Genomic DNA, 25,025 nt, shown 5'->3' on the forward strand with positions numbered 1-25,025 from the left:
CACTTCAAAATTGAACTAAAATTAGATAATGGGGCTGTTATACCCCTTAGTTTTTCAAGTTATTACGGAATTAAAAAGGAATTGTATGCTAATAAATACCATGAATTGATTAATGCCGTTTGGGAAAACTTGTTTCACCCTGATATGGTTGATATATCAGATCGCTTCAGCAACGGTGAAACCTTATATATCAGTGGTGTAGAATTTAACAAAGATGGCCTAAGGTGGGACGAAAAAGAATTCCTTTCATGGGATAAAATACAATTAAAAGAGTATATAACTTATTTTGTGATAAGGCATGTAGATAACGCCAAATTGAATAAAAGCCTTTACTTTTTAACTGATTGGGATTCCTTCCTGCTGCAACAGATGCTAAACTATATAATTCAACAAAGAGCCAAGTATGCAGATCAGAAATATGAAATTAATCCGAATTAACCTACCAACCGCTCGCCCTCAATCTTCTTCTGTAATTCCAAAATAGCGCCTATTAAAGCCTCGGGGCGCGGGGGGCAACCCTGCACATAAACATCAACGGGGATCACCCGGTCAACGCCTTTTACCACATGGTAACCGTGCTGCCAGTAAGGCCCGCCGCAGTTGGAGCAGGAGCCCATGCTGATCACGTATTTAGGCTCGGGCATTTGCTCGTACAGACGTTTAATGCGTTCGGCCATTTTAAAGGTAACGGTACCTGCAATAATAATCACATCTGCCTGGCGCGCGGACGGGCGTGGGAACACACCAAAACGATCCAGATCGTAGGTAGACGCCATCGATCCCATCATTTCTATCGCGCAGCAGGCAATACCAAAACTTAAGGGCCATAATGATGATAACCTCGACCAGTTCATCAGGTCGTTCAATTTGGTGACCATTATACCACCGCTTTCGTTCATGCTTTCAGGATTCATTTTCCGGCTTTTTAAAAGTTGGTTTAAACATGGGCTTGCGTATAGGCGGCGGGGTGGTTGCAGTTGCAATTGGTTCAGTGGCACTTGTAGCAGCAGTCAACGAACTGGCAGCTTCTTTCTGTGTTAACGCCGAAAACTCTTTCACCGTATAATTACCCTGTTCGGCATTCAGTTTATCATATAAAGATGATGGGATGATTACACCGGTATGCGGTATTTCGGGGTTGGGTTTTATCCAGTTCAGGTCGCCTTTGCGCCAAACGTATACTAAACCCAGTATCAGGATACCCATAAAAATGAACATCTCTATCAGTGTGAGCTTACCCCAGCGGGCATCGGCAGCTATCAGTTCATGACTGCCAAATATGGTAGCCCAGGGGATAATAAATACCATCTCCACATCAAACAGCAAGAATATCAGCGCTATAACATAAAACCGCGGGTTAAAAGGAATCCAGGCGCTGCCGGTAGGTTCCTCGCCGCACTCGTACGATGTTAGCTTCTCTGGGTTAGGATTATTTGGCGCCACCAGCTTACCTGCAAACAGGGTTACGGCCACCAAAACAAATCCGGTAATTATAAAGACCAATATCTTTCCAAATTCTGATATTTGCGAAACTTCGCTCATGACAGCAAATTTAATAAATCCATCCCACTTTGATGCCATAATAATTGGCGGCGGCGCCTGCGGGTTAATGTGCGCCGTACAAGCCGGCTTTTTAGGCAAGCGCGTGCTGGTAATGGAAAAGAACGATAAGGTAGGCGCCAAGATCCTGATTAGCGGCGGCGGGCGTTGTAATTATACCAACCTGTATAGCTCGCCGCAGCAATTTATTTCAGCGAACGGGCATTTTTGTAAATCAGCCTTTGCGCAGTGGACGGTAGAGGATACCATCAGCTTTTTTGAAACCTACGGTATCACCGGCAAGGAGAAAACCTTAGGCCAGCTCTTCCCCGAAAGCGATAAGGCGCGCGACGTGGTAAACGTATTTACCAATTTGTGTGATGATATGGGGCAGGAGATCTGGTGCGATACCGAAGTGAAGCATATTGAAGCCACCGATGGAGGGTTTACTATCAGCTACGAAAGGAATGGTAAACCAGCCGAAATAAAAGCGCCACGGGTAGTTATAGCCAGCGGCGGCCTGCCTATTGCCAAAATGGGCGCAACCGATTTTGGCCTGCGTGTGGCCCGCCAATTTAATATGGAGATTGTACCAACAGCACCGGCATTGGTGCCCTTAACCATTACAGGCAAAGATCAGCCCTGGTACGAGCAATTATCCGGCAATAGTATTTTTTGCAGGGTGTGGAACGACAGGGCAAGCTTTGAGGAAAATATCCTGTTTACCCATTGGGGATTAAGCGGACCGGCTATCCTGCAAATATCATCGTACTGGCGGCCGGGCGAAAGTATGATGATGGACTTGCTGCCTCATCAAAATATTGTTGAACTGATTGAGCAAGAGCGTAAACTAAATGGAAAAAAACCTTTGCTGGCCTTAATTTCTAATTTATTCACCCGCAAATTTGCGGATGCAATCAGCGCTCATTTACCTGCCGATAAAAACCTGGCATCGCTGAACAAAGCGGAACTGGAAAGTATCAGCAACCTGATCCACCAGTTTAAAGTAAAGCCTGCGGGTGATAAGGGCTATGATAAAGCCGAGGTAATGCGGGGCGGGGTTTCAACAGATGAGTTATCATCGCGTACGCTGGAATCTAAAAAAATTCCCGGCTTGTTTTTTGGCGGGGAGTGTGTGGATGTTACTGGCTGGCTTGGGGGCTATAATTTTCAGTGGGCCTGGGCAAGTGGCTTTGTTATTGCTCAAAACTTATAGTTTAATGTAATAATATTGTCAATTAAGAAAATACCCGCCATAGGTATTGCAAATTATTAAAGGGATATTATCTTTGTAACGCTTTTGTTGCATGACAAAGAAATTCCCCTTTTTAACCAACTATAGATTGGTGTGCGTGCTATGGATTGCAGTGGCTGCTTTCTGCGCGTATTACAAGTATGAACCCAACAGGTATAACAATTACCTGATATTTAAGCAGGTGTATTATCATACCCAGGCTCAAACCAATCTATATCGACTTTATCCGGCCGAATATTATGATTCCAATCATTACGGGCCGGTATTTAGTATGGTTGTTGCCCCATTTGCTTTAATGACCGATGGCTGGGGACTTTTATTTTGGAGCCTGATAAATGCGGTGTTATTACTTTGGGCGGTGCACTTGCTGCCGTTATCTAATAAAATAAAAATGCTCATCCTGCTGTTTTGCAGTATAGAGTTTGCCAATTCGGTACATAATATCCAGTTCAATCCCATTATTACTGCTTTTATTATTTTCAGCTTTGTATTGGTTAACAAGGGTAAGGATGGCTGGGCAACGCTGTTTATTGTTTTAGGGGCTATGATAAAATTATATCCCATCATTGGTTTGGCGTTCTTTATGTTCTCTAAAAATAAAGGCAGGTTTATTGCTACCTCTGTCATGTGGTTCGCGCTGTTCTTTGTGCTGCCTATGGCCATATCCAGTCCCCATTTCATTGTGCAATCTTATAACGACTGGTACCACTCGCTGGTAGAAAAAAATAGTCAGAATATTGGTTTTGGTGCCTCGCAGGATATCTCCTTTATGGGTGTTTGCCGCCGTATTGCCGGTAACCCATATTTACCTAACCTGCCGTTTTTAATGTTCGGCGCACTGGTATTCGGGTTGCCTTTATTGCGGTTTAATCAGTTTGAATCTGCAAACTTTCGCTTACGTGTGTTAGCATCAGCCCTGCTTACGGTAGTGCTTTTCAGTACAGGGTCCGAACATCCAACCTACATTATTGCTGTGGCCGGGGCTATGCTATGGATATTTTTGCAGGATAAGCCATTTACCCGGCGTAATATTATACTGCTGGTTTTATTGTTGGTAATAACCGGGCTGGGTTTAACTGATGCTTTCCCTAAATATATCCGCGAAGAGATCATCAGCGACTATTACATGAAGGCCTGGCCATGCATAGCCGTGTGGTTTATGATTGCTTACGAGTTGATATTTACAAACTTAGCGGTAAAAGAAACTAACAAGCCCGAAGGAAATAATTATTACAATTTGCTTGATCAGCCGCAGGATAATAACCTGGCTACCGCTTAATGCCGTTAAGGATGCCGTGCTGCTTTTAATTGCTTAAAGTAAGTGATGAGGCCGTTAATATTGCCTACGGTGAACTTTCCGCTGCGGATAGCTTCCAGCGCTTTTTCCTCGTCGCCCATAATATCGCTCATGGCATCATTAAAGTTTTCGGGGGTAAGCTGGTTCATTTCGGCAGTATTGACGCCGTAGTAATAAGTAACTTTCGCGTTTTTGCCCTGGTTGCCGCCGCCGCCAATGGAGGTGCCGATGCCGCCGCCAAAACCGCCATATCCACCTGCGCCCGCACCAATGGATATACCGGGGTGGAAACTAAAGCCACTGCCGCCACCGCCCGTACCGCCGCCATTAATAACGTACAGTTTCACTTCTTCATTTAAAACTACTTTCACAAAATCAAGTTCCTGGGCGGTCCAGGTAGTGTTATGGGGGGCATGGGCCACTACAAAGCTATCCTGCCCAACAACAAAGCATTTAATATCGCTGGCGCTTAGCCGGGTTTCGGTTCCTTTGGGGTTATCCTTATAAACAATAAAGCCTTCATCTTTAATGGGGGCCTTGCCCGATGGGTTGATGCGGATAAATCCATCTACTTTTTGATCGCGCCTGTCGATAAAAAAGCCGGGCTGGAATTTTTGTGATTTTGCTGATACGAAAGTCAGCATTAAAAATAAAATGATTAAAATTGGACGTACCATAGTTAACACAAATAACGTACTTTTTTAATATTTATGACAACTGTTGATTTACGTAGCGATACCGTTACTAAACCTACGCCCGGCATGTTCGAGGCCATGATGAATGCCAAAGTAGGCGATGATGTTTTTGGTGAGGATGAAACCGTGAATGCCCTGGAAGCCAAAGCAGCCGCGATGTTTGACATGGAAGCCGGTATTTTCTGTCCTTCGGGTACTATGACCAACCAGATAGCCATTAAGTGCTTTACCCAGCCGCTGGATGAATTGATAGCCGACCAAACGGCGCACGTTTACCGTTACGAGGGTGGGGGCATTGCCTTTAATTCGGGGGTATCTACCCGTTTGCTGGATGGTGACCGTGGCCGCATTACCGCCGAAATGATAGCGCCCGAGATTAATGCCGAGAACATCCATTTCCCGCATACCAGTTTAGTAGTATTGGAAAACACGGTGAACAAGGGTGGCGGCAGTTGCTATACATTAAATGATATTGCTCCCATTGCCAATCTGTGTAAACAAAAAGGCCTGAAGCTGCACCTGGATGGCGCCCGTATATTTAATGCTTTAGCCAACACCGGCGATAAGGCGGCGGATTACGGTAAATACTTTGATGGGATCTCTGTCTGTTTATCAAAAGGTTTAGGCGCTCCGGTAGGGTCGGTACTTTTAGCCGATACTGCTACCATTAAATATGCACGCCGTATCCGCAAAGTATTAGGCGGCGGCATGCGCCAGGCCGGGTTTTTAGCTGCCGCGGGAATTTACGCGCTGGATAACCATGTGGAGCGTTTAAAGACAGACCATACCCACGCACGGATCTTAGCCGAAGAATTGGCCAAATGCAGCTGGGTAACCAATGTACTACCTGCCGATACCAATATTGTATTGTTTGATACTAAAGAACCCGCCGATAGTATCATAAAAAAATTGGGTGATAAAGGCATCATGTGCCTGCCAACAGGCCCTAACCGTATCCGCTTTGTATTGCACCTGGATATCCATCCAGCACAGGTAGAATATACAGCAGGGGTTTTAAAAAGCCTGTCTTAAAGGTTAAATAGAAGACATAGCACCATTCCAGTAGGGAGGGAAGGTGCTATGTCAATATGCTCAGTTATAGCATTAACGGTCAGACATTGCCTTATTCAGCGCTATCACCGCGCTTTTAAAATGCTCACGTGCTACCAGGAACTGGATATTTACCTTACGCAGGGCAAAACCGGCGCTTTGGATATTGATACCTGCCTCGGTTAACGCTGCTGCGGCGCGGGCCAGCAAGCCCGGCTGATCCATATTGGTGCCCAGCATGCAAACCATGGCGGTTTTTTCTACCGTTACTTTCTCAAAACTGTCCTCCAGTTCGTTGATCAGTTTTTTATCAAAATCGCGCTCCCAGATAACAATAGAGATACTATTGGCGCTGGTGGCTTTAAAAATATAACTTACGCTATGATCAAAAAAGATCTGCATGATCTTTAAATCCGAACCTACGTTGCTTACCATCAGCGGGTCGTATACATCAATCAGCACCAGTTTATCGGTACCGGTAATTACTTCCACACGCTTGGTTTCGCAAATAAAATCCTTGGTGATCAGGGTACCCGCATGTGCCGGCTCAAACGTGTTTTTAATCCGCAGGTTAATGCCGTTTATCTCTAAAGGTTTTGATGCCTTGGGATGGATAGCTTCCATACCTACATCAGCTAACTGATCGGCAATATCATAATTGGTATTACCTACCGGGTGGCAATTCTCCAAACCCACAATGCCGGGGTCGGCAGTAGAGAGGTGGTATTCTTTATGGATAATCGCTTCGGCAGGTTTCAGTTCCTCGGCAATTTTGCTGAAGGTAACCTCGCTGTAGCCCCGGTCAAATTCGCGCATAATGCCTTCGGTACCCTTTACGTAGCCCGTTACTATGCAAATGGTTTTTTCAAACTCAATGCCTTTAAAAGCATGCTTAATCCGCTGATCGATGGTGTAGGAGCGATGGTCGTGCAGGCCGCTCAAATCAACCAACGTGGCGTTAATACCCATATTTTGCAAAATATTGGTAAAATTAAAAGCCGAGTGGCTTTCGCCGATAGAAGCCAGGATCTCGCGGGCAGCCTGTAAAATGCCATCCTTACTTACATAACCTGATGCCAGTATATTCGACAGGTTTTCCAGATACTTTTGTGCGCCGTGGATATGCTCTTCAATAAACGCATCGGCCACAGCCAAGTCCAAACCCAGCGGAACATATTGTTTATTGATCTCTTTTAGCTTTACTACAAGGTCTTTTAAAGGTTTGTGGAAATCCTGGTATTGGGCCAGTTTGTGATACACGCCAGGTTCGCCGGTCTTTTTATTTTCCAGCAACAAATTGGTAACGCCCGAAAATGCCGAAACCACAAAAATGCGGTTATATAGTTCGTCGCCGGTACGGTTATAAAGGATAATGTTATTGATAACGTCTTTCAGGGCACTCATAGATGTGCCGCCTATTTTCTCTACTGTAAACACTTTATTTCAATTATTGAATTATCGAAGGATTGAATTATTGATTTTATTTAGGACTGTTTATAAAGTATTCCCGCCTTTTCGGCCGATGTTTTAATGCCCTTGATCATGGCCGAACTAAAACCGTTATGCTCCATCTCGTTCAGGCCGGCAATGGTACAGCCTTTCGGCGATGTAACCTTGTCAATTTCCTGCTCGGGGTGCGATGATAGCTGTAACAGCAGATCGGCCGCGCCCTTGGCTGTTTGGGCTGCCATTTTTAAAGCATCGTGCGCGTGGAAGCCAATTTCGGTACCCCCCTGCGATGCCGCGCGGATAGAGCGCAAAAAGAATGCGATACCACAGGCACATAAAGCCGTAGCCGATGTCATCAGCTCTTCGTTAATGCGGATGCTTACCCCAACGGTATCAAAAAGCGAGGTAACCAGGCTGATATTAGCATCCGTTGCGGTATCGGTAGCAATACAAGTCATGCTTTGGCCAATAGCTATAGCCGTATTGGGCATTGCGCGCACTACCTGCACATCTAAAGCCAGATACTTGCGGATATCCTGGCAGCTTACGCCCGATACTACCGAGATCAGCAAATGTTTAGCCGGATCGATAGCTGGTTTAATCTCGTCCAGCAGTTTATTTAACTGCTGTGGCAAAATGGCTAATACAATAATAGTAGCGCCGCTTACGGCTTCGGCATTGTTGCCGGTGGTTTGGTAGCCGATATCCTTTAAAGGGGATAGGGCGGCCACATTACGGCGTGTTAATGTAATTTGTGCCGGTTGGTAAATACCGGCCTTCACTAATCCTTTAGCTAAGGATAAGCCGATATTACCGCTGCCTAAAACGGCTATGTTTGATGTGCTCATGGTTTATTTTAATAATCGTGTACCAAAGGTATTATCACTATTCAGTTTGCCCAAATCATCGGCATGACCAATGATGACGGCCTGTACCCCAAAATCTATCGCCTTAAAGGCATTATCCAACTTGGGCAGCATCCCGCTGTGGATGATCCCGGCGGCTTTTAATTCGTCGTAACGCTCGGGATTGATCTCTCTGATCAATGAATCCTCATCGTCAATATCTTTCAAGACACCTTTTTTCTCAAAGCAGTAGATCAGCGTAGTGGTATATAAAGCCGATAAACCAACCGCCAGAGCCGAAGCTATGGTATCGGCATTGGTATTCAGCATTTGTCCCTCGCCATCGTGCGTCAACGCGCTGAAAACAGGGGTGAAGCCGGCTTCCAGTAAACGACTGATGCCTTGTGCATCTACCGAATCATCATCCAGATCGCCTACAAAGCCATAATCTATGGTTTTAACCGGGCGTATTTTAGCCTTAATAAAATTGCCGTCGGCACCGGTTAATCCTATCGCGTTACTGCCATAGCGCTGTAGCTGGGCCACTATGTTTTTATTGATTAAGCCGCCGTAAACCATGGTAACCACGCGTAGCGTTTCAATATCGGTAACCCGTCGGCCATCCACCAGTTTGGCTTCAATACCCAGGCTTTCAGATAGCTGCGTAGCCACCTTGCCGCCACCGTGCACCAGTATTTTATAGCCCTTCAACGCGGTGAAGTCCTTTAAAAACTTGTGCAGGCTTTCGGAATTATCGATAACATTCCCGCCAATTTTAATGATGTATAGCGATTGCATGATTTTAATTGCTGCGAAAATAGAGAAAACGAAGCAAAAACGGGGATATCAAATTAAAATTCTACTGATTTAGTAGAGAATAGGATGGCGACGGGGAGAATTTAACCACAGAGTTCACAGAGGGAAACCACAAAGTTCACAGAGTTTTATTTAATATTTTACCATGGATGTGCTATAGAACTATGCCTCTGTGACCTCTGTGAGAATCTCCGTGATCGCTGTGGTTGAAATTATTTCATTGATTATCAGTTAATTAAATTAAGTAACTGATAAAAACGTTATATAACGTAAAATATAGTTGTAAAACTGAAAAATAAGTTATAGGTTTGATTTATGGAAGAGTTAACCAAAACCGAAGAGCGCGTAATGCACATTTTATGGCAGCTGAAAAAATGCTTTGTTAAGGATATTATTGACGCATTGCCCGACGATCCCAAGCCACCATACAATACCATATCATCAGTAGTGCGCCTGCTGGAGAAGAAGGGTTATGTCAACTACAAAGCCTATGGTAAAACTTACGAGTATTTCCCGGCCATCAGTAAAAGCGAGTACCGTAAGGCCTCGTTCAAAAAAATCTTCTCCGGTTATTTTGATAACTCGGCCGAAAGCCTTTTTAGCTTTATGGTGAAAGAGCAGCAACTGAGTGAAGACGACCTGAACAAGATCAAAGATATCATCAACAAAAACAAAGCAAAATGACCAGTATTATTTACCTGCTACAGGTAACAGCTTGTACGGCTGTTTTTTACCTGTTTTACTACCTGTTTTTAAACCGGCTTACTTTTTTTGTAACCAACAGGTGGTACTTGCTAATCACGGTGATATTAAGTTTTGTAATACCGCTAATAAAAATACCGGTTAGCCAACCGCACGTATATACCGGTGTGGTAGAGCAGGTAGTATATGTATATGCGCCTAAAGTGCAAGTTGCCCCGCGGGTAACCCACGCCACAATTATAGCCCCCGAACCTATCCATTGGGGCACGATATTAAAGTTTACCTACCTGGCAGCAGTTTTGGCATTAAGCGGTCATTTAATGATAACCCTGATAGCTTTCTTTAAAAGGTTGAAAGGTAAACGAATTACCAAAGTAGGCAACGTGAATATCCTGAGCGGGAATAAAAAGATAGCCAATGGTTCATTCCTCAATTATATCTTCCTGAACGAGGACGAACTAAGCGCTGATGAAATGCAGCAGATCATCGCGCACGAGATGCTGCACGTAAAGTTGTATCATTCGGTAGATCGTATCATTGTTAAAATAGCGCAGATCATCCTGTGGTTTAATCCATTCATTTACCTGTATGCACGATCGGTAGAAGAGAACCACGAGTTTGAAGTTGACCGGGCCATAGCCCGCGATACAGATAAACATAACTATGCCAATCTCTTGCTCCACCTTTCGGTAGCCGGGCAGGGCATGTTATACCACAACTTTAGCAAAGTGCCGCTTAAGAAGCGCATCACCATGTTATTTAACCAACCCTCCACAAATATGAAAAAGATAGTTTACGTACTGGTAGTGCCCGTGGTACTGATCAGTTGCCTGGCCTTTGCCCGGCTAAAAAGTAATGACAATAAATACAGCGTTATTGAAGGGATTGATAAAGCCGGTAAAAACACGGCGGTGCTGATTGACGGTAAGTTTTATGCTAAAGATGTGCTGTATAAAATAAGTAAATCGTGTATTAAAACCACTTATATCACCTATCCTGGTGAGAGCGTGGATGTGAAAGGTAAATTGTATTACGATGGTGTAGTTGTTATTGATACAAAAAATGGCAACATCACTTATATGGATGATTTGGAAAAAGAAAACCTGGCTGTGGAACGATCGGCGCCTCAGCACCAGCTTTACACCCGTATTACCCAAAAAAATGCTGACGGCAGTGTTTATGATAAAGTGATTATTGCATTGGAAAGCGGTGCGAAGGCTTCCTCTAAAATTTCGCATAATGGTAAAGTTGCCTTTTTAGTAGATGGTAAGCTTTATAACGAGGATGAGTTTAGCAAAATAGCACCCACTGCTGTAACTGCTAAATCATCATCATTGGGTGTAGGGGCTACCAACGCCCAATATTTTTCTGTGCTGCGTAAAATGGGTTATCAGCAAAATCTGGATGGTTACGAGGCGGCATTTAACTTTGAAAATTTGCAGCAAAAATTAAAGGATGCGATAGGAGTAGCAACTACTGCGCAACCACGGTTCTTTAAAAGGACACATTTTCAACATGCAGACGGCACCAATTATGATAAAATAACATTCACGTTATCAAACGGTTCTTCAGCCTCCGCTAACTTAGGTACCACAGATACCGCAGGTGTATTTATTGATGGCGAATTTTATGATGAGGCCGCTATTATTAAGCTTAATCCTGATAGAACCTCGAAACTGGTATTTGATAATAATCGCGCAAATTTTAATCGCAATAAACTTCCAAAGAATGGAAATTATGCCGTGCCATTTATGTTTAAAACAAATGTTACTAACAGTACACTTATTGATACTACAATTAAACCCAAATATCGCCAGAAAGGCACCCCAAAACAAATAGAACAACGCGAAAAAAACCGCCAGACATTTGATGAATACCGCCAAACAGATGATTATAAAACAAAGCAAAAACAAATGGCGGATATTTCGGGCGGTAAAACAGTTACGGTGAAGATAAAGGATAAAATAGATGGTAAAAATATGGGCTGGAGTACGGGCTTCCTGATCAGTTATAATGGTAATGATTATGTTTTAGCAACATCGTACGGTCAGTTAAAACAATTAAACAGCCTGTTAAAGGTGGGCGATGAGATACAAATGAAAATATTTAGCGGCGCGTTTGGGAAAGATCACCTCATCAATATTTCCCCGGCCTTTATTACGAAAAATAACGTAAAAATATTCCAATTGGCCGAGGCTGATAAAATACCAGACTATCCATTTTTATACGAAGCTAATAAAGTACGCTTTGCTGATGGACAGATAAGCAACATTGTGAAATATCCTAACGGCAAATGGAAAACAGCTTTGTTTGAAACTGTTAACGGCTACAAATTTAACCTGAGCTTTAAACCTGACGCGCCGGCGATGGGCAATATATCACAGGGCGACCATGTGCGCCTGCGCTTTGTACACGAAGTAAAAAGAGGCAATAAAGAATACATGGTAAAAGATTGGGTAGCTATCAGTACTGATATTAAAGATTATGGTATTAAAAACCCCGAGCAGTTTAATAAATTTTATGAAGAGGTAAAGCAAGCGGCTGTCGTTCCGAATAAGGTGGATAAACCTACTCTTAAATTATTTACAGCCGATTCGGGACATTTTGATACTAAAAATAAAGTAAATCACTTTTATGGCAGGGTAGATTTAACCTACGGTGATGTGCGCTTAAATGCTGCGCACATTATTGTAGATGAGAAGAACCGTAAGATAATTGCCAGCGGACGGGTTGATCCTAAAACTAAAATTTATCAGGGTGCGGCCATTGCTAAGAATGAAAAAGAACACACAACATTAACCGCGGATTCGATCACCTTGTTTATGGATACTAACAAACTTACCGCGTTCAATAACGGATCGGTGCAATATATTAAAGAAAATAATTAACCTTTATCTCGCCAAAAACGCATTAATCACCGAAAACTCACGTGTAGGTTCTTCCACCTGCGGGTTATGGCCCGATCGTTCAAACATCACAAACTCGGCTTGCGGGCAGTACTGTTTAAATTTAACCATCATCCAGGGTACGGCCACACGGTCGTACCGCCCTGCCAAAATAAGTACCGGCATTTTCAGGTCTTTCAACTGTTTACGGTAATCGAAGGAGCCGATATCACTGCCCACAATAAAATCGCCGTCCTTGCCTACCATTTGGTAGTAGAGTTTGGTATTGTTCGGATTAGGATAATCGTTATTGCCCCGCCCTTCAAATTTGGAAGGGTTATAAGCATAAAGGAAGCCGTAAGGCACGCGTCCATAGATTTCCTGGTGTTTGGCATCGCTGGAAACCGCGCCTTTCTCCCTGATCTTCATCAGTTCGTTCCAAACATCGGGGTAGTTGGTTTTAATCTCGTGGTTAGAGTTATCATCATTCTCCTGCCACATCAAAAAGCTATGGAAGGTATTGGCCAGTATTAAATGGCTCAAATGTTCGGGGTATTTAATGGCGTAACCCTGGGCTACCACGCCACCGTACGAGTGCCCCAGTACCGAGATCTTATCCAGCTTTAAAGCTTTACGCAAGCCTTCAATGTCTTCAATATCGCGGTTAAGCGTGTATTCGGCAACATTTAGCGCAGTATCTGATTTGCCGCGGCCAAAAGCATCAAAATAGATCAGCTGGTGATGGTTTTGCGCCAGCGGGTCGAAACTGCGCAAACCAAGGTGCGTACCACCCGGCCCGCCGGGAATAAAAATGATCGGGTCGCCTTCGCCAACGGTTACTACCCAAAGTTTGGCGCCGTTCACGCGTACGTATTTGCCATCGGTTTTACTGTCTACCGGTCTAATCTGCCCGCAAGCGGCAATAGTTAAAAAAAGGAGGAGCATCAGGGGGTATCGTACTTTCATCTCAATGTAAATCAATTAGCTAAATTAATAAACCGGCGCTTAATCTACCTAAATTTGCTATTATTGAAAACATAAGCAAACGATATTACCTTATTATTACAATTAATTACCAGCGGTTATTACCGTTAATATATCTATGGATCTGATAAATACTACCGCAGGGACCCCACGCATTGTTATTATTGGCAGCGGCTTCGGCGGCATACAAGTAGCTAAAAACTTAAAAAAAGCACCGGTTGAGGTTATCCTGCTGGATAAGCACAACTACCATACTTTTCAGCCCCTATTATACCAGGTAGCCATGGGCGCGCTCGAGGGCGATTCGATAGCTTTCCCTATCCGTCGTATCTTTGCCGGGCAAAGGAATTTTACATTCCTGATGGCCGATGTAAAAAAGATCAATCCGGAAACTAATATCCTGAATACCAATATCGGCGATATTAAGTACGATTACCTGGTAGTAGCTACCGGGGCAAATACCAACTTTTTTGGCAGCGAAGAATTAGAGCGCAATGCCATGCCCATGAAGAACCTGCCCGAAGCGCTTAACCTGCGTTCGCTGATACTGCAAAACCTGGAAAAGGCATTGATAACCAAAGACCCTGAAGAAAAGCAGGCATTGCTAACCTTTGTGGTGGTAGGCGGCGGACCAACAGGTGTAGAGCTTTCGGGCGCATTGGCCGAAATGCGGATGCACATTTTATGTAAGGATTACCCCGGTTTGTGCCTGGAAGATATGAAAGTTTACCTGGCCGAGGGTAAAGCGGAACTACTGGCGGCTATGAGTGAAGGTGCATCGTGCAAGGCAAAACAGTTTTTAACCGACAGGGGCGTAACGGTGATCAACAGCGTGCATGTTGATCATTACGATGGGCTTGTTTTAACCATTGATAACGGCACCGTGATAAAAACGCGTAATGTATTTTGGGCGGCAGGCGTACGGGGCGAAATGCCCGAAGGCCTTGCCGATGCGCCGCTTACCCGTGGTACCCGTATAAAAACCGACGATATCAGCAGGGTAGAAGGTTACCAAAACATATTTGCTATCGGCGATGTGGCCGCTATGATAACCGATAAACTGCCCGAAGGCCTGCCCGGCGTTGCCCCCGTAGCCATGCAGCAAGGCAAACACCTGGCTAAAAACTTAATTAATATTATTAATGGCCGGCCGGCCCTGCCTTTTAAATATTTTGATAAAGGCACCATGGCCACGGTGGGCCGTAACAGGGCTGTGGCCGATATTGGGCATTTGCACTTCCAGGGATTTTTTGCCTGGTTGCTGTGGATGTTTGTCCACCTGCTTTCGCTGGCAGGTTTTAGTAATAAGCTGATCGTTTTTTTTAGCTGGGCCATTAATTATTTTAATAAGGATAGCGATAACCGTTTGATTGTTCGCGGCTTTAATACTGAAAAGATGCAGGTAGACGAAGCGTCTAAATAAATGATGTTTTGATGACCAACCGTTGTAAGGATATCTTCGTAAATTAGACTAACAAAGCAAAAAACTAATGAAAAAAATCAGTTTATATTTAATGGCCATCCTGTTTTTAGGCTGTGCCGAAGCGCAAAATAAAAAAGGCGATCATGATATCGTTTCTTTACCAAAACTTGCCCCCGGCGAGGCGGTGGCCACCTTTGGCGGCGGCTGTTTCTGGGCCAGCAGTGAAGCTTTCTCCGAATTAAAAGGCGTAAATAAAGTGATAGCCGGTTATGCCGGTGGCAACACTAAAAATCCAACTTACCAGGAAGTATGCACCCGCACTACCAACCATGCCGAGTGCGCCCAGGTTTATTACGATCCTAAAGTGATCAGTTATGAAACATTGGTAAAGGCGTTTTTCAGCGCGCATGACCCGACCACGTTAAACAAGCAGGGCCCTGACGAAGGTACCGACTACCGTTCGATAGCGTTTTACCGCACCCCGGAAGAAAAGAAAGCTTTAGAAGCCGGTGTAAAGGAAGTAAATGCCTCCAAGCATTTTGCTAACCCGGTAGTAACTCAAATAGTCCCATTCACCGTATTTTATGCCGGCGAAAAGTACCACCAGGGGTATTATAAGGAACATATTGATGATAACCCTTACGTTGCCGAAGTATCGCAGGCCAAAGTGATCAAAATGCGTAAAGCGATGAAGGCTTATCTAAAGCCGGAGTTTGCCAAGTAAGAAATCTCTCCTAAATCTTCTCCGAAGGAGAGGACTTGAAGAATGCATGACACCATAACGTTTTATGGTGTCATTTTTTTTAGAACCCTCTCCTTTGGAGAGGGCAGGGTGAGGTCACAACCTGTTAAACCACCCTTTACGCCAAAATACAAACATCTGTATAAAAGCAATCACAAACATCAGGATCAGAGCGTAAACATAGCCGTGGTTCCAGTACAATTCGGGCATGTTATCGGGGATCACCTTCCCATCGGTACCCTGACGCGAGAAATTCATACCGTAGATCCCGGCAATAAAAGTCAACGGAATAAATACTACTGAGATAATGGTCAGCACCTTCATAATCTCGTTCATGCGATTGCTTACCATGGACAGGTACAGATCGATAATACTGGATGTGATCTCCTTATAACTCTCAATCAGGTCCATGATCTGGATACAGTGGTCGTAGGCATCGCGCAAAAAGGTTTTTACCTCGGCGGTAATCAGCGGACTATCCGTACGGATCATATCGTTCACCTTATCACGCTCGGGCCAGCTGGCGCGGCGCATCCCTATCAGCGATCGTTTCAGGTGTTGGGCATTGTACATAATGCTTTTATCGGGTTTAACGTAAACCTGATCTTCCACACCATCCAATGCATCGCCAATAATGGCCAGTATTACAAAATACTGGTCTATAATGGTATCGGTCAGCGCGTAGCACATATAACCCGGCCCGGCCGTGCGGATAGCGCCTTTGCCCACCTTTAACCTGTTTTTCACGGCATCAAAACGGTCTTCGTGATCTTCCTCAAAGCTGATGATCAGATCCTTTTTTACAATGGCCGAAAACTGGGTGTTCAGCAGTTCGTTATGCTCATCCAAATGGGTTATCCGGCTTACTGCAAAAACATAATGCTCGTATTCCTCAAACTTAGGCCGTTGGGTGCCGCTGGTAATATCCTCCAAAACCAGGGCGTTAATGTGCAAATGCTCGCCAATGGCCTCAATCAGCTTCATATCGCCCAGCCCGTTTATCTGGATCCAGTGGGTATGGTTATCACACTTTTTAAACTGATCGAGTATAACCGCTATATTGGTGCCTTTTGATGTTACCAGTTCCTTTTCGTTATACGAATAGATGTTGATATGTGGTTTCAGCGCATCCTCGGCAATATGGATCATGCCGGGGCTGTCGCCCACGTTACCCAATCTTTTTTTGTTGGAGCGGAATTTAATGCGGGGTTTGATTTTTAAATCCATTACAGGTAATTTATGGTTTGCGGCCCCTGGTTAAACAGCAGGTCAACAATGCTCAGGTTCTTTAAAAAGCCCTGCCGCTCTTCAAAAACCTGGAAATAGGGTTTTTGTTCAAAACCGGGCTCTTTTTTAGCATTGAAACTTAAACGGTAATCGGCACGGTCGGGGTAAGCCGGCTGATATTCATCTGTAAAAGTAATTTCGGCTTTTATTTTGGCCATGCTTAATAACATACGCAATAGCTGTTCATTATAATCAAACAGGTATTCAAACCTGTCTTCGTAAAAGCGGGCAAAATCATCTTCGTAATATTCAAAATATGCCGAACGGCGGTAGCAGGATTGCAAACTCATCCAGTGCAGGCGCTGCCAGCGAAAATCGTAACTGATCTTCACGTCGCGCATTTTGGTATGCACTTTAGATCCTTTTATTACCGGCACAACCAGCGTAAGCAACCCATCGGGCGAGTAAATGTTGGCCCGGTTACAGTACGTTTGCTTAATCAGGTGTTCATCCCGCTCTATCAGTATATTTTGCTTATGCTGATTTAAGCGCGCGAAGTATTCAACAGGCGGGAGATAAAACATTGGAAAAACAGCGCCTTTATCCATCATAAATTTTTATGTTTGCAATCAAAAATCCGCCGAAAATAATGATAATAAAAGGGCTTTCAAGAATAGGAGTATTCTTTTTGTACCTGATCTCTTTATTGCCCTTTTGGATCCTCTACACAATTTCGGATGTGGTGTACATTGTACTTTACTATCTGGTAGGTTATCGTAAAGATGTTGTGCGCGAAAATCTGGCCAATTCTTTCCCCGAAAAAACGGATGCCGAACGCTTATCTATCGAAAAAAAATACTACCGTTACCTGGGCGACCTGATTGTAGAAACCATTAAAGCACTCAGTATAACCGAAAAGGAAGTAATGCGCCGCATGGTGCCCATGGATAAACATACCAACCAACTGGTAACCGATATTTTTGCACAGGGGAAAAGTATTTTAGGGGTGGCCGGCCATTACTGTAACTGGGAATTTGCCGCCTTAAGCTGCAGTATGATGACCGACCAGGAAAGAATAGTGGTTTATAAGCCGCTGGCTAATGAGGTGTTTGATGAGCTTTTTAACAAATCGCGCTCAAAATTTGGGGCCGAAACCGTTGCTATGAAGGATATTTTACGCAAGCTGGTACGGATCCGCAACAAACGCAGCTTTACGGTATTATTATCCGACCAAACCCCGGTGCAGGAAACCGTACAATATTTCACTAATTTTTTAAACCAGCCAACGGCTGTGTTTTTGGGTGTGGAGAAACTGGCGAAGGCCTTAGATTCGGTTGTTGTATTTTGTGATTTGCGTTGTGTTAAAAGAGGGCATTATAGTTATAACTTTATCCCGCTGGCAATCGACCCTAAAAATACGGCCGATTATGAAATTACTAATTTGCATGTGGCCCACCTGGAAAAAGAAATAAGAAGGGCGCCTGAATATTGGTTATGGAGCCACAGAAGATGGAAATTTAAGCCGAGAAACGTATAGCATGAATAATACCCCTAAGGTAGCAGTAGTTATTTTAAACTGGAATGGCTTAAAACATCTCAGCCAGTTTTTGCCGTCGGTTATGGCATCCCAGTGGGATAACCTGGAGATTGTTGTAGGCGATAATGCCTCCAGCGATGGTTCGGTGCGTTTTTTGCAAAGCACGTTCCCAACCGTCAGGATCATTCAGAACGATAGTAATTATGGCTTTACAGGCGGGTATAACCGCGTATTGCGCCAGGTTGAAGCTGATTACTATATCCTGCTAAACTCGGATATTGAAGTTACCCCCAACTGGATAAGGCCGGTTATTGAACTAATGGAGGCCGATGAGCAGGTTGCCGCGGCTGCACCTAAAATAAAAGCATATCATAATCCCACTCATTTTGAACACGCCGGGGCTGCAGGCGGCTTTATTGACAGTTATGGCTACCCTTTTTGCCGCGGACGGATATTTTACGAGGTAGAGGAGGACAGGGGCCAGTACAATCAATCAGGCGAAGTGTTTTGGGCTACGGGCGCCGCGCTGTTTATTAAAAAGGAATGCTGGGACTTAACCGGTGGTTTTGATGAACGCTTTTTTGCCCACATGGAAGAGATAGACCTTTGCTGGCGCTTAAAAAACCTGGATTATAAAATTATGTACTGTGCCGAATCGGAAGTATTCCATGTTGGCGGCGGTACGCTGGATAAGGAGAACCCTTTTAAAACTTATCTCAATTTCCGCAACAACCTGTTGCTGCTGAAAAAGAACCTGTCGTTTGGGCGGGCGGTGTTTACTATCAGTCTGCGGTTTTGCCTTGACCTGCTGGCTATTGTCCGCTTTATGAACGAGGGGAAACGTAAGGACGCCTGGGCGGTTAGCCGCGCGCATCAAAACTTTATACGCCAGTTGTTTAAATCAAATAAACAGGGTATTAAAGTAGCCAAGGCACATCACTCTACCCTGAAGTGCATGTATAAATACAATATTGTATGGGAGTTCTTTATCAAAAAGAAAAAAGCTTTTAGTGATTTGGGGGCAGAGGATTTTTATAATTGATGATTTAACCACAGAAGGCACAGAGATTTATTGTGGATTAAAAAATGCTCTGTGCCCCTCCGTGCAAACCTCTGCGGTTAAATTCCTGTTAGTCTGGTTTTTTCTTTTTGCTGCTCTTTTTACGCGCCAGTAAAGCTTGTTGCAGCAGGTACTCTATCTGGCCGTTAGTGCTCCTGAATTCATCGTTTGCCCAGGCTTCAATCTCTTTCAGCATATCGGCATTTATCCTTAGTACAAATGGTTTTTTTTCGGCCATAGTTTTTTAATGGGCTGCTGCTGCCTGTCGCTGGCGCAATAATGCCAAATAAATGCCCGATAATATTAATAAAGGCATATCGGGTATGGTTTTTAGCATGTTTTGCTGAAACGTGATTATAAATGGTGTTGAAAATTTCCAGATTTTAGGCTCAATATTAATCAGGTCGCCATACTGATCATGGATTATGGTATACTTTCTTGAAAATATTTTTTTAGCGGTAAAAATAGTTTGGAAGCCATTGTTCATAGCGATGTTTATTTTACCCGACCATGTTTCGGGCTTTATCTCCCCAATCATTTTTCCGTCAGATTGATGGATATAAACGGTGCCGCTAAACGTACCTTTGGGTATGATAGTCCAGGTGGTGCCTGCAATTTCCAGCGTGGCTCTACGCCTTGACCAATTGGTATAGCTTAATTTTCCGTATACAAACTGCCCGTCGGTTAACTCGTAATATGGGCTAAACCAGCCAATTTTTGTTACGGTTAACTCATCAGTACGTAATGAGTTAAAATCTCTGTAGTAATTATCCATTGCTATTAATGATATAAAGTGCCTGTATTAATCACCGGTGATACCGCGCGTTCGCCGCATAAAACCACCAATAGGTTGCTTACCATACTGGCTTTGCGTTCTTCGTCCAGCTCAACAATATTTTTTTCGGACAGCCTGTCCAGCGCCATTTCCACAATGCTAACCGCGCCTTCAACAATTAGCTTACGGGCAGCTATAATAGCCGATGCCTGTTGCCTCTGCAGCATGGCGTTTGCAATTTCGGGGGCATAGGCCAGGTGCGAGATCCGGGCTTCCAGCACTTCAATGCCGGCGCGCTCCAGCCGGTCGGTTAGTTCCTGCTCCAGCATAATGCTCACCTGCTCGGCGCCATCGCGCAAAGTTACTGTCGCCTGTTCATCCTCAAAGTTATCATACGGGAATGAATTGGCTAAGTGGCGCACCGCGGCCTCGCTTTGTATATTTACATACTGCGCATAATTATCTACCGCAAACACAGCTTTAGCCGTATCCTTTACCTGCCATACTATTACCGCGGCAATTTCTATAGGGTTACCCACCTTATCATTAACTTTTAACTGCTGGCCGTTTAAGTTAAACGCCCTTAACGACAGTTTCCTTTTAAACGCGAATGGGTTTACCCAATAAAAGCCCGACTGCTTTACCGAGCCAATATAGTTGCCAAACAGCGTTAATACCTTCGATTCGTTAGGGTTAACTACAATAAAACCGGGTAACATAAAAAAGGTAATGACGCCGATTACAGCAGTTACAACCGGCAATCCGGCTACAGCTACCACAATGGCAACAATTAACATTACAAGTACAACGATCAGCATAAAAAAGCCTGATAAAGGACTGGTTGATTTTTCGGATTCCATGATTTTTGTGATTTAAAATGATATCATAAAGATATCAAATATAAAATGAGAAATGCAAGAATAAACTGATAATAAATAAAATGCTATTTTTGCTGGGTATAAAACTAAATGGCAACACTATCAGCATCGCGCCAAAGGGCATTGTTTCGCAAATACGCCCGGAATATCAAATATTTTATGATGCTGGTCAGCATTTGCCTGATTGTTTATACGCTCCCAAGGCAGGCCAAATTCAGATACGAGTACGAGAAGGGCCGTATCTGGAACCAGAAAGACCTGATATCACCCTATAATTTTGCCATATTAAAAACAAGCCAGGAACTGGCTACTGATCAGGAAGCCGCGCTGCGCAGCATAACGCCTATTTACCAGCTATTGCCGGATGTGGCCGATCAGCAACTCAATGGTTTTAAAAACGACTTTGAAATTAAATGGCATAATGCCGGCATCAACGAAAAGCAAAAGGAAAAATACCTGCAAACAGGCTATAACCTGCTAAAAACGATATACGATCGCGGCCTTTTAACCCTGGTATCCAAATACCAGCGCGGTAACGAAAACTACGCGATTACCATATTAAATAAAAATATTGCAGCCGATAAAAATACTATGGAGCTTTTTACCCGCGAGCGGGCGATTGCTTATTGCATCACCCAGTTGAACGGGCTGAAAGATATTGATAAAACCTTTTTATTAAATATTATTCAAAACCGGCTGCAAAACAACTTAAGCTACGATGATAAACTAACAGCCAAGCAGGAGCGGGAAGTGCTGGACGGTTTATCGCTTACCCGGGGCATGGTGCAAAAAGGCGAGGTAATTGTGGCTAAGGGATCGGTTATTAATGATGAGATCTATCAAAAGCTGCGATCGTATAAAAGTGCATTTGAAGATAACGCCCGTGTTAATGGCGATCCTAACCTGGTGCTGTTGGGGCAGTTTTTACTGGTATCTATAGCGGTTGGTTTGCTGATGATATTTTTATACCTGTTCAGGAAAGATATTTATCGGGATAACCGGCTGGTGAGTTTGATATTGCTGGTGGTAACAGGCATGCTGGCCACTTTATCATGGGCTATACGCATACAGGAGTTTAATGTTTACTACATTCCTTACTGTATTGTACCTATTATTATCCGTATCCTTTTTGATACTCGCTTAGCCTTAAATATCCATTTGTTGGTGGTACTGATAGCTGGCTTTTTTGTGCCGAATAGCTTTGAATTTGCCTATTTTGAGATTACCGCCGGGATGGTTTCTATCTATAGTATTAAAAACCTGGTACGGCGCGATCAGTTTTTGGTATCGGCCCTGATCATTACCTTTACCTATTTTGTTTCGTTTTTAGGCATCTCCTTTATCCGTGAAGGGACATTGATTAATTTGGAATGGATGAGCTTTTTCCCCTTTGTGGTAAGCGTGGGGCTTACTTTACTGGCTTATCCTTTAATCTACATATTTGAGCAGATGTTCCAGATCACCTCAGATATTACGCTGATTGAACTGACCAATACCAACGCGCCTTTATTGCGCCAACTGGCATTTAATGCACCCGGCACATTCCAGCACTCGTTACAAGTAGCTAATTTAGCCGAGAACGCTATTTACACCATTGGCGGCAATTCATTACTGGTAAGGGCAGGGGCTTTATATCATGATATTGGTAAGATAGAGAACCCGCTTTATTTTATCGAGAACCAAAGTTCGGGCTTTAATCCGCACGATAAGCTTTCGTACGAGGATAGCGCGCAAATTATTATCCGCCATGTGAGCAACGGGGTAGAGATGGCCCGTAAAGAAAACCTGCCCGAAATTGTGATCGATTTTATCCGCACGCATCATGGCAATACCCGGGTAGATTATTTTTACCAGTCGTTCCTGAAAAATTTCCCGGAAAAACTGATAGACGAAAATATTTTCCGCTATCCGGGGCCTATACCATTCTCTAAAGAAACCGGTGTACTGATGCTAGCCGATTCGGTAGAAGCGGCATCACGCTCGCTGCGTGAACCCGACGCGCAAAGTATAAACGACCTGGTTGACCGTATAGTAAGCTATAAACTGAACCAGGGACAGCTAAACGACAGCGATATTACCTTGAAAGACCTGGAAACGATAAAAGTTATTTTCAAAAAAATGCTGATGAGTATTTACCACGTCCGGATCGATCTGCTGAACATTAAATAATGGTTGATTAAGTTATCAAGCTGATTAAGAGAGTGGTTCAGACTTCCTGCTCACTCAATTCATCTAAACAGCCACGGGTTCAATAAACCTGATGAACCCAATCAACAAATTACCAAAATTAGAATTCTAAATTTTTTTTTGACGGGTAACTTGAATTGCTATATTTGCAGTCCCGAAAAAAGGGGAGCAATTTGTTGACCGGCCTGCAAAGGCCACGAAATGGTGAGGTGCCTGAGAGGCCGAAAGGATCAGTTTGCTAAACTGACGTACGGGAAACTGTACCGAGGGTTCGAATCCCTCCCTCACCGCTGATTAGATTAGCAAAACACATTAAAAGCCTGTGAATCATTTGATTTACAGGCTTTTTCGTTTTAGGGCAAATCCTTTGCTTTTAACGCCTGTCTCCGGCAATCTCCAAAACCAGGCTTATGAGGCTCACCGGGTGATGACCGAAAACGGTGAGATAGTAGTAAGCACAGAGACAGTTTATATAAACACCCTTGTACCCGAGTAATTTTCCCTGAAATCTTTCGGCGTTGTGTTTTTCCGACGCTTAAAAAGTCGGTTGAAGTTAGACATGTTATTAAACCCACACTTAAAGGCAATTTCGGCAACGGTGTCGGTAGAGTTGATAAGCATACGGCTGGCATGCCCGATGCGGATATCGTTTAAGCTGTCTACAAATGTTTTTCCTGTTTTTTTCTTAATAAACCGGCTAAACGATACTTCGGGCATGTTAATGTGCTGAGCTACCTCGGCCAGGGAAACCATTTTGCTGTAGTTTTCGTTGAGATATTCAAATACCTTTTGTATACGCCGGCTGTTGTAATTAATCGCATCAGCGTTGTTTTCCGCGTCGGACAGTGTAACCGTATTGCGCGAGGTGGAAAGGTCGTGCAAAATAGAGATTAGTTCCAGTACAGAATCAAACCCTGTTTTTTTAGTTAAGGCAATTATCCGGGGGGCCATGGTTTCAATGGTTTCTTTAGAAAATAATATCCCCAGTTGCGATCGGTCTAACATAGCCCGTATAAAGCTCAGCTGATTTTTTTTGAGTAACGATTCGCTGAAAAAATCATTATGGAACTGTATGGTAACTTCCTTAATCAAGTCGCTTTTACACTCATGATTAAACCAACCGTGGCTTAAATTAGGGCCAACAAATACCAGTTCAAGTTCGGTTATCTTATCAATATGATTGCCAATTATGCGTTTGGCCCCCTCTGCGTTGATGATCAGGTTTAGCTCATACTCATCGTGATAATGTAAAGGGAAATCAAATTGTTTTTTTTGCCTCGAAAAAAGTGTAAAGCAATCGCTTTGGGTAAGAGGGGTAATTTCCCTGATGATATTAGTTTTCATAATAATTGGTTGTCTGACCAGACATTCTCAATTTTAAATATATCACCTAATAAGTATAATATAAAACAAATACCCCATTTTGTAATAAATACATTATATTTTGCTATAAAAGTATTAACCAGCCCCCGGTAATGCCGTTACTTTTGAATTCATAAACCAATAATAAATTATTCAGTACTAAATTATTTAATACGATTATATGGTTTCTGTACAGCCTGTTACAGCTATACGGGAGACAGATAAAATATGATGTTATTTTATTAACCTGTGCCGTCTGCAACGCTGTGGTGTGCAAATGAGTACAGCAGTATATGCAATTATTCACCTTTAAATTA

At 43.6% G+C, this 25,025-nt stretch carries 24 protein-coding genes and 1 tRNA gene; 12 read left to right on the plus strand and 13 right to left on the minus strand.

Annotated features, from left to right (window positions below):
• Positions 1-81: 81 nt before the first annotated feature.
• Positions 82-438, plus strand: coding sequence for a hypothetical protein (locus AC07M6_RS03795; protein WP_494887585.1), 357 nt, complete (start codon positions 82-84; stop codon positions 436-438).
• Here AC07M6_RS03795 and AC07M6_RS03800 read toward each other — a convergent pair.
• Together AC07M6_RS03800 and AC07M6_RS03805 are read right to left on the minus strand one after the other, a co-directional pair.
• Positions 435-914, minus strand: coding sequence for an NADH-quinone oxidoreductase subunit B (locus AC07M6_RS03800; RefSeq protein WP_494887586.1), 480 nt, complete (start codon positions 912-914; stop codon positions 435-437). The genes AC07M6_RS03795 and AC07M6_RS03800 overlap by 4 nt on opposite strands.
• Positions 904-1,542: an NADH-quinone oxidoreductase subunit A gene (locus tag AC07M6_RS03805; RefSeq protein WP_494887587.1), complete on the minus strand. Its 639-nt coding sequence runs from the start codon at positions 1,540-1,542 to the stop codon at positions 904-906. The genes AC07M6_RS03800 and AC07M6_RS03805 overlap by 11 nt, the downstream gene beginning before the upstream one ends.
• On the opposite strand from AC07M6_RS03805, the gene AC07M6_RS03810 reads away from it, so the two are divergent.
• A complete protein-coding gene (locus AC07M6_RS03810) occupies positions 1,541-2,755 on the plus strand; it encodes a BaiN/RdsA family NAD(P)/FAD-dependent oxidoreductase (RefSeq protein ID WP_494887588.1) in 1,215 nt (404 codons plus the stop codon). The genes AC07M6_RS03805 and AC07M6_RS03810 overlap by 2 nt on opposite strands.
• 91 nt (positions 2,756-2,846) lie before the next feature.
• A complete protein-coding gene (locus AC07M6_RS03815) occupies positions 2,847-4,073 on the plus strand; it encodes a glycosyltransferase family 87 protein (RefSeq protein ID WP_494887589.1) in 1,227 nt (408 codons plus the stop codon).
• A gap of 5 nt (positions 4,074-4,078) precedes the next feature.
• Here the strand turns inward: AC07M6_RS03815 and AC07M6_RS03820 are convergent, their stop codons facing one another.
• Positions 4,079-4,735 carry a hypothetical protein gene (locus tag AC07M6_RS03820; protein WP_494887590.1) on the minus strand — a complete coding sequence of 219 codons (657 nt, stop codon included), beginning with the start codon at positions 4,733-4,735 and terminating at the stop codon, positions 4,079-4,081.
• A 66-nt stretch (positions 4,736-4,801) separates the two neighbouring features.
• Here AC07M6_RS03820 and AC07M6_RS03825 point away from each other — a divergent pair, with 66 nt between their 5' ends.
• Positions 4,802-5,818, plus strand: a complete 1,017-nt coding sequence (locus tag AC07M6_RS03825) for a threonine aldolase family protein (RefSeq protein WP_494887591.1) — start codon at positions 4,802-4,804, stop codon at positions 5,816-5,818.
• 72 nt (positions 5,819-5,890) lie between these two features.
• Here AC07M6_RS03825 and AC07M6_RS03830 read toward each other — a convergent pair whose 3' ends face one another.
• The 3 genes from AC07M6_RS03830 to argB are packed head-to-tail and all read right to left on the minus strand — an operon-like array spanning position 5,891 to position 8,928.
• Positions 5,891-7,273, minus strand: a complete 1,383-nt coding sequence (locus AC07M6_RS03830) for an aspartate kinase (RefSeq protein ID WP_494887592.1) — start codon at positions 7,271-7,273, stop codon at positions 5,891-5,893.
• A 47-nt stretch (positions 7,274-7,320) separates the two neighbouring features.
• Complete coding sequence (gene proC, locus AC07M6_RS03835; protein WP_494887593.1) at positions 7,321-8,133, minus strand: pyrroline-5-carboxylate reductase; 813 nt, start codon at positions 8,131-8,133, stop codon at positions 7,321-7,323.
• Between the two features lie 3 nt (positions 8,134-8,136).
• A complete protein-coding gene (gene argB / locus AC07M6_RS03840) occupies positions 8,137-8,928 on the minus strand; it encodes an acetylglutamate kinase (RefSeq protein WP_494887594.1) in 792 nt (263 codons plus the stop codon).
• 333 nt (positions 8,929-9,261) lie between these two features.
• Here argB and AC07M6_RS03845 point away from each other — a divergent pair, with 333 nt between their 5' ends.
• Complete coding sequence (locus tag AC07M6_RS03845) at positions 9,262-9,630, plus strand: BlaI/MecI/CopY family transcriptional regulator (RefSeq protein WP_494887595.1); 369 nt, start codon at positions 9,262-9,264, stop codon at positions 9,628-9,630.
• Positions 9,627-12,536, plus strand: a complete 2,910-nt coding sequence (locus AC07M6_RS03850) for a M56 family metallopeptidase (protein ID WP_494887596.1) — start codon at positions 9,627-9,629, stop codon at positions 12,534-12,536. Before AC07M6_RS03845 ends, AC07M6_RS03850 begins: the two co-directional genes overlap by 4 nt.
• Positions 12,537-12,539: 3 nt before the next feature.
• Here AC07M6_RS03850 and AC07M6_RS03855 read toward each other — a convergent pair whose 3' ends face one another.
• Positions 12,540-13,499, minus strand: a complete 960-nt coding sequence (locus tag AC07M6_RS03855; protein ID WP_494887597.1) for an alpha/beta fold hydrolase — start codon at positions 13,497-13,499, stop codon at positions 12,540-12,542.
• A gap of 136 nt (positions 13,500-13,635) precedes the next feature.
• On the opposite strand from AC07M6_RS03855, the gene AC07M6_RS03860 reads away from it, so the two are divergent.
• Positions 13,636-14,940: an NAD(P)/FAD-dependent oxidoreductase gene (locus AC07M6_RS03860; RefSeq protein ID WP_494887598.1), complete on the plus strand. Its 1,305-nt coding sequence runs from the start codon at positions 13,636-13,638 to the stop codon at positions 14,938-14,940.
• Between the two features lie 67 nt (positions 14,941-15,007).
• The gene (msrA, locus tag AC07M6_RS03865) at positions 15,008-15,664 is read left to right on the plus strand and encodes a peptide-methionine (S)-S-oxide reductase MsrA (protein WP_494887599.1); all 657 of its coding nucleotides are present in this window, start codon (positions 15,008-15,010) and stop codon (positions 15,662-15,664) included.
• 114 nt (positions 15,665-15,778) lie between these two features.
• Here the strand turns inward: msrA and corA are convergent, their stop codons facing one another.
• Together corA and AC07M6_RS03875 are read right to left on the minus strand one after the other, a co-directional pair.
• The gene (gene corA / locus AC07M6_RS03870) at positions 15,779-16,909 is read right to left on the minus strand and encodes a magnesium/cobalt transporter CorA (protein ID WP_494887600.1); all 1,131 of its coding nucleotides are present in this window, start codon (positions 16,907-16,909) and stop codon (positions 15,779-15,781) included.
• Positions 16,909-17,520, minus strand: a complete 612-nt coding sequence (locus AC07M6_RS03875; protein ID WP_494887601.1) for a WbqC family protein — start codon at positions 17,518-17,520, stop codon at positions 16,909-16,911. The genes corA and AC07M6_RS03875 overlap by 1 nt, the downstream gene beginning before the upstream one ends.
• A 38-nt stretch (positions 17,521-17,558) precedes the next feature.
• Here AC07M6_RS03875 and AC07M6_RS03880 point away from each other — a divergent pair, with 38 nt between their 5' ends.
• Positions 17,559-18,446: a lysophospholipid acyltransferase family protein gene (locus AC07M6_RS03880; protein ID WP_494887602.1), complete on the plus strand. Its 888-nt coding sequence runs from the start codon at positions 17,559-17,561 to the stop codon at positions 18,444-18,446.
• Between the two features lies 1 nt (position 18,447).
• Entirely contained in the window at positions 18,448-19,488 is a 1,041-nt protein-coding gene (locus AC07M6_RS03885) for a glycosyltransferase family 2 protein (protein WP_494887603.1), read from the plus strand.
• A gap of 88 nt (positions 19,489-19,576) precedes the next feature.
• Here AC07M6_RS03885 and AC07M6_RS03890 read toward each other — a convergent pair whose 3' ends face one another.
• The 3 genes from AC07M6_RS03890 to AC07M6_RS03900 are packed head-to-tail and all read right to left on the minus strand — an operon-like array spanning position 19,577 to position 21,141.
• A complete protein-coding gene (locus tag AC07M6_RS03890) occupies positions 19,577-19,744 on the minus strand; it encodes a type II toxin-antitoxin system antitoxin (RefSeq protein ID WP_494887604.1) in 168 nt (55 codons plus the stop codon).
• A gap of 6 nt (positions 19,745-19,750) precedes the next feature.
• Positions 19,751-20,281 (minus strand): hypothetical protein, encoded by a 531-nt coding sequence (locus AC07M6_RS03895; RefSeq protein WP_494887605.1) that lies wholly within the window; start codon positions 20,279-20,281, stop codon positions 19,751-19,753.
• Positions 20,282-20,286: 5 nt separating this feature from the next.
• Positions 20,287-21,141 (minus strand): SPFH domain-containing protein, encoded by an 855-nt coding sequence (locus tag AC07M6_RS03900; protein ID WP_494887606.1) that lies wholly within the window; start codon positions 21,139-21,141, stop codon positions 20,287-20,289.
• 108 nt (positions 21,142-21,249) lie between these two features.
• Here AC07M6_RS03900 and AC07M6_RS03905 point away from each other — a divergent pair, with 108 nt between their 5' ends.
• Both AC07M6_RS03905 and AC07M6_RS03910 read left to right on the plus strand, forming a co-directional pair.
• The gene (locus AC07M6_RS03905; RefSeq protein ID WP_494887607.1) at positions 21,250-23,328 is read left to right on the plus strand and encodes an HD family phosphohydrolase; all 2,079 of its coding nucleotides are present in this window, start codon (positions 21,250-21,252) and stop codon (positions 23,326-23,328) included.
• 221 nt (positions 23,329-23,549) lie between these two features.
• Positions 23,550-23,636, plus strand: a tRNA-Ser gene (locus AC07M6_RS03910).
• Between the two features lie 178 nt (positions 23,637-23,814).
• Here AC07M6_RS03910 and AC07M6_RS03915 read toward each other — a convergent pair.
• Positions 23,815-24,690, minus strand: coding sequence for an AraC family transcriptional regulator (locus AC07M6_RS03915; protein WP_494887608.1), 876 nt, complete (start codon positions 24,688-24,690; stop codon positions 23,815-23,817).
• Between the last annotated feature and the right edge of the window lie 335 nt (positions 24,691-25,025).

It is taken from the genome of Mucilaginibacter sp. GW821-FHT07H05 (assembly GCF_059418485.1).

Excerpts from the sequence above, each read along its gene's own strand:
- AC07M6_RS03800 (WP_494887586.1), bottom strand. The coding sequence starts at position 914 with ATGAATCCTGAAAGCATGAACGAAAGCGGTGGTATAATGGTCACCAAA.
- AC07M6_RS03810 (WP_494887588.1), top strand. The coding sequence starts at position 1,541 with ATGACAGCAAATTTAATAAATCCATCCCACTTTGATGCCATAATAATT.
- AC07M6_RS03805 (WP_494887587.1), bottom strand. The coding sequence starts at position 1,542 with ATGAGCGAAGTTTCGCAAATATCAGAATTTGGAAAGATATTGGTCTTT.
- AC07M6_RS03815 (WP_494887589.1), top strand. The coding sequence starts at position 2,847 with ATGACAAAGAAATTCCCCTTTTTAACCAACTATAGATTGGTGTGCGTG.
- AC07M6_RS03820 (WP_494887590.1), bottom strand. The coding sequence starts at position 4,735 with ATGCTGACTTTCGTATCAGCAAAATCACAAAAATTCCAGCCCGGCTTT.
- AC07M6_RS03825 (WP_494887591.1), top strand. The coding sequence starts at position 4,802 with ATGACAACTGTTGATTTACGTAGCGATACCGTTACTAAACCTACGCCC.
- proC (WP_494887593.1), bottom strand. The coding sequence starts at position 8,133 with ATGAGCACATCAAACATAGCCGTTTTAGGCAGCGGTAATATCGGCTTA.
- argB (WP_494887594.1), bottom strand. The coding sequence starts at position 8,928 with ATGCAATCGCTATACATCATTAAAATTGGCGGGAATGTTATCGATAAT.
- AC07M6_RS03845 (WP_494887595.1), top strand. The coding sequence starts at position 9,262 with ATGGAAGAGTTAACCAAAACCGAAGAGCGCGTAATGCACATTTTATGG.
- AC07M6_RS03850 (WP_494887596.1), top strand. The coding sequence starts at position 9,627 with ATGACCAGTATTATTTACCTGCTACAGGTAACAGCTTGTACGGCTGTT.
- AC07M6_RS03855 (WP_494887597.1), bottom strand. The coding sequence starts at position 13,499 with ATGAAAGTACGATACCCCCTGATGCTCCTCCTTTTTTTAACTATTGCC.
- AC07M6_RS03860 (WP_494887598.1), top strand. The coding sequence starts at position 13,636 with ATGGATCTGATAAATACTACCGCAGGGACCCCACGCATTGTTATTATT.
- msrA (WP_494887599.1), top strand. The coding sequence starts at position 15,008 with ATGAAAAAAATCAGTTTATATTTAATGGCCATCCTGTTTTTAGGCTGT.
- corA (WP_494887600.1), bottom strand. The coding sequence starts at position 16,909 with ATGGATTTAAAAATCAAACCCCGCATTAAATTCCGCTCCAACAAAAAA.
- AC07M6_RS03875 (WP_494887601.1), bottom strand. The coding sequence starts at position 17,520 with ATGATGGATAAAGGCGCTGTTTTTCCAATGTTTTATCTCCCGCCTGTT.
- AC07M6_RS03880 (WP_494887602.1), top strand. The coding sequence starts at position 17,559 with ATGATAATAAAAGGGCTTTCAAGAATAGGAGTATTCTTTTTGTACCTG.
- AC07M6_RS03885 (WP_494887603.1), top strand. The coding sequence starts at position 18,448 with ATGAATAATACCCCTAAGGTAGCAGTAGTTATTTTAAACTGGAATGGC.
- AC07M6_RS03890 (WP_494887604.1), bottom strand. The coding sequence starts at position 19,744 with ATGGCCGAAAAAAAACCATTTGTACTAAGGATAAATGCCGATATGCTG.
- AC07M6_RS03895 (WP_494887605.1), bottom strand. The coding sequence starts at position 20,281 with ATGGATAATTACTACAGAGATTTTAACTCATTACGTACTGATGAGTTA.
- AC07M6_RS03900 (WP_494887606.1), bottom strand. The coding sequence starts at position 21,141 with ATGGAATCCGAAAAATCAACCAGTCCTTTATCAGGCTTTTTTATGCTG.
- AC07M6_RS03905 (WP_494887607.1), top strand. The coding sequence starts at position 21,250 with ATGGCAACACTATCAGCATCGCGCCAAAGGGCATTGTTTCGCAAATAC.
- AC07M6_RS03915 (WP_494887608.1), bottom strand. The coding sequence starts at position 24,690 with ATGAAAACTAATATCATCAGGGAAATTACCCCTCTTACCCAAAGCGAT.